At 75.2% G+C, this 3,692-nt stretch carries 4 protein-coding genes and 1 pseudogene; 2 read left to right on the forward strand and 3 right to left on the reverse strand.

Going from position 1 to position 3,692, the window contains the following annotated elements:
- The 3 genes and pseudogenes from NBZ83_RS30830 to NBZ83_RS30840 all read right to left on the reverse strand — a co-directional run.
- Nucleotides 1-305 (reverse strand): annotated as a pseudogene (locus tag NBZ83_RS30830) (DUF459 domain-containing protein); the annotation flags it as partial.
- A gap of 3 nt (nt 306-308) precedes the next feature.
- On the reverse strand, nt 309-707 hold the full coding sequence (locus tag NBZ83_RS30835; RefSeq protein ID WP_055752701.1) for a pilin: 399 nt from the start codon (nt 705-707) through the stop codon (nt 309-311).
- Nucleotides 704-1,570: a hypothetical protein gene (locus tag NBZ83_RS30840; protein WP_055752702.1), complete on the reverse strand. Its 867-nt coding sequence runs from the start codon at nt 1,568-1,570 to the stop codon at nt 704-706. The genes NBZ83_RS30835 and NBZ83_RS30840 overlap by 4 nt, the downstream gene beginning before the upstream one ends.
- Before the next feature lie 490 nt (nt 1,571-2,060).
- Between NBZ83_RS30840 and NBZ83_RS30845 the strand changes: the two genes are divergently transcribed.
- Nucleotides 2,061-2,786: a hypothetical protein gene (locus NBZ83_RS30845; RefSeq protein ID WP_261576383.1), complete on the forward strand. Its 726-nt coding sequence runs from the start codon at nt 2,061-2,063 to the stop codon at nt 2,784-2,786.
- A complete protein-coding gene (locus NBZ83_RS30850) occupies nt 2,783-3,595 on the forward strand; it encodes a DNA methyltransferase (RefSeq protein ID WP_261576384.1) in 813 nt (270 codons plus the stop codon). Before NBZ83_RS30845 ends, NBZ83_RS30850 begins: the two co-directional genes overlap by 4 nt.
- The last annotated feature ends 97 nt before the right edge of the window (nt 3,596-3,692 follow it).

Raw genomic sequence — 3,692 nt, forward strand, 5'->3', positions numbered from 1 at the left:
GCCCCGAAGGTGCCGGCACGGCCGGTCGCCGCGTGGCTCGCCGCGGTCGCCAGCTCCGAGGCGCCCCCGCGCGGCGCGGTCCCGTGGCCGAAGGCGCGCGCCAGCCAGCGGTCCGGCGCGTCCAGGTGCCCGAGGTGTGTCACCCGCTCGACCGGCCGCGCCGCTCCCAGCAGCAGCGTGCGGGTGAGCCCGGGGCGCATGCCCTCGCCGGCGTGCACCATGGCGGGCGCGCGCAGCACGGCGAGCAGCCCCAGCACCGCGACGACCAGGAGCAGGGCGCGGCGTGCCGGGACGGCGGCGGTCATGGGCTAGCCCCCGACGATCTGCTTGAGGATCGCGACGACGACCGGGGCGAGCGCGGCCAGCCCGTACCCCCAGCCCGCGTTGCGGAAGCTGTCCTTGGCTTTGCCGACCTCGCCGGGATCGCCGTTGGAGATCAGGTAGCGCACCCCGCCGATCGACAGGAAGACCGTCGCCAGCAGCGCCAGGATTCCCATGATCCAGTTGCGGACGTTGTTCAGGACGGCGTTCAGATCCGGCGCCACAGGCGCCGCCGGCGCCGGCGCGGCGAAGGCCGCCACGCTGCCCGCCAGCACGAGCGCGAGCACGAGCACGGTGAGCAGGACCGCGCGGCGCGCCACGGCACGCCGGCCGTCCGCGCGGGAGCGGACGGGGCGGGCCTCGGGCCGCGGTCGGGTCGGGTTCATGCCGGCACCCCCGCGACCGTCAGCGCCGGCGCGCCGGCCGGTGGATGTGGCCAGCGCGGGGTCTCGGCGGCCGGCGAACGCCCGGCACGGCTGGCACCGGCCGGGCCGGTGAGGTGGTCGACGAGGCGCTGCTCGGCCCGCTCCCGCAGCCGGGATGCCCGGCGGGGCGCCGTCGCGTGGCGGGCGGCCCAGGCGCTGATCGGCATCTCGTCCAGGCGGGTCGCGGCGATCAGATCGGCCTCGGTATCGGTCAGGACTCCGGCGGCGACCAGGCCCGCCAGGACCTGTTCGGGACCGGCCTGGCCCGGACCGGACTGCGGTGCTTCGGCCGCGGCGACGGTCTGGAACAGGTCCGGGTCGGGATGAGGGGTTTCCCGCTGCTGGACGGTCAGCGCGAGCCCGGCCCGGTAGGCGGCCCAGCGCAGCCGCACCGCGATTCGCGGCAGGTCCAGGCGGACGGTGGCCGCCGCTTCGAGGAACCCGGTGAGCACCTCGGCCTGCACGTCGGCCGGGTCGAGGTCGCTGTGGCCGCCGAGCCGGGCGCAGACCGCGCGCAGGGCGGGCAGCGCCATGCCGGCGGCGCCGACTGTCCACGCGCCGCCGTAGCGGCGGGAGCGGCGGATCACCACCGCCCAGGCGGCGTCGCGGACGGGCTGCGGGCAGGAGCCGGCCAGTAGCCGGTCGCGCAGCTCGTCCAACGCCACCAGCCGCTCCGGCAGACCTGGCACCAGCGAGCCGTCCAGCGCCAGCGGCGCGGGGCCCGCGACCAGCAGGCCAAAGCAGTCCCGCAATGTCGCCAGCGGCAACGCGGACGCGCCCCGGCCGGCCGGTCGCGGAGGAAGTGAAGACATTCCGTCGGGCATTACTGCCGTCCTTCGCTGTCACGGAAATGCGGACAGCACCAAGGACGCCACACCGTGCCCAGCGAAAAGCAATAATGATCTCCCAGTGAATGCACAGCAAAGATCTCTGGCGCCCAGCGGAATCCCAGTGATCTAGTGTCGGCATTTCCGCAAGCCCCGGAGTCGACCCGACGCCGGCGGCGCCCCGAACCTGCACAGCAGGGATGTGAGCTGCGACGCTGTGACATCCGAGGAAGATCGCTGGGCATCCCTGCTGGCAGCACGGCCAGCCGACAATGACCCCAGCGAGAAAAATCTTGAAAAAATTTTCGGACGGACCGTCCGAGCGCTGCCCAGCGATCTGCCAGCGATCAATAGTCCGGTCAGACTAGGCCCTGCCCAGCGAGAAAAATCTTGAAAAAGGTCGCCGGGCTGGTGTCCGAGGCATGCCCAGCAGACGGTCTCCTTTTACGGCCGCGAAAACACTCCGCCGTGAAAGGAAAACCTCTTGATGCCCGTATCCGACCCTGACCGCGACGGCCGCGTTGTCGTCCCCGCGGGCCGGCCAGCGACCGTCTGGCCGTGCCCTCCCGCCAGCCCCGGCCGGCCGCCGGCCGGCTGGCTTGCAGCCGCTGTGGAACAGCTCGTCGTGACCCATACCCGGCCCGGTGACCCGGTCCTGCTGCTGACCGCGCCGCCCCAAGACGGAGCCGGACCGCGCCGCGACGTCGCCGAGGGCGACGCCTCCGACGGGCTCGGGGACACCGTCTGGGCCGTCGCCCGACTCGACCGGTGCGTCCGGGTCCGGACCGGGCCCGCCGGCCCCACCCACACGGTGGCGGGGTCGAGACCGGGACTCGACCCGGCGCCCGGTCGGGCGCCGGACGCCGAGGGACATCCGCTGGTCGTCTCGGTCGTGGAACCGACGCGGACCGGCTGGTTGCACGGTGTCCCATGGGCCCGTCTGGTCAGTCCCGCCGGCCTGCTGGCCGTGATCACCCGCAGCGACAGCATCGCCGGCCGGCTGATCGACCCCACCGGCGACCTGACCGCCGCCACCAGCCGCCACGGGCTCGCGCTGCTCGACCGGGTCGTCCTGCTGGAAGTCCCCCTCGACGAGCTCGACCAGCCACCCACCCCGCTGCCGCACGGGACGGTGGCCCGCAGGGTGCACTCCGACATGCTGCTGTTCGCCCCGCTCGCACCGGTGCCGCCGACGGGGGGCGCGGCCCGATGACCGCCGACGGCGAGACGTGGCGCGGCGACGCGCGGTGGGCGACGGTCTGGCACACCGGCCGGCACAACACTGCCACCCACCAGACCGGGCGACCGCCGGCCGATGCGCCGCACGGCGACGCGGCGGTGTCAGCGGCGGTCGCCGCCCACGCGATCGCGGCCTACAGCCGGCCCGGCGACACGGTGTGCGACCCGGACTGCGGGCGGGGAACGGTCGTGGCCGAAGCCGTGCACGCCCGCCGCCACGGCATCGGCATCACCACCGACCCCGAGCGGTGGGAGACCGCCCGCGCCGCGCTCACCCTGGCGAAGGCCCGCGGCGCCCGCGGCGACGGGATGATCCTCGACGCGCTGCCCGACGGCGAGTCCTGGACCGGACTCGGACCGATCGACCTGGTCCTGACCGCGATCGGACCGGCCGACCCTGCCGAGCCGACCGGTCCGGCCAGGGACCGGCTACGCGCACGGCTGGCCGCCTACCGGGACCTGCCCCGGCCCGGCGGCCACCTCGTCGTCATCGCCGCCTACCACATCGGCGGCGGGGTGGACCTGGCCAGCCAGGTCGCCGCCGCCGGCCGGGACGTCGGCTGGCGGCCGGTGCAGCGTGCCGTCGCGCTCACCGCCGTCCCCTACACCCGGGCCCTCGGCACCCACCGCCCGCACGGGCGGCCACGCGCCTACCCGGTCCACCAGGACGTGATCGTCTTCCGTGCCGACGGCCAACCAGTCCGGCGACCGCGCCCACCGGCCCCGCCGCTCCCCCCGGCGCCGCACGCCGCGCTCGACGCCTCGCACCGCCCGGCCGCCTAGCACTCCCGTGCCGGCCGGGCCCGTGCGCGCACCGCACCGCCGCGGCCGGCCCCACCTTCTGGTTGGAGCCCCGCATGTCTGACCTGCTGCCCATCCC

Source organism: Frankia gtarii, assembly GCF_025403375.1.
Lineage (GTDB): Bacteria > Actinomycetota > Actinomycetes > Frankiales > Frankiaceae > Frankia > Frankia gtarii.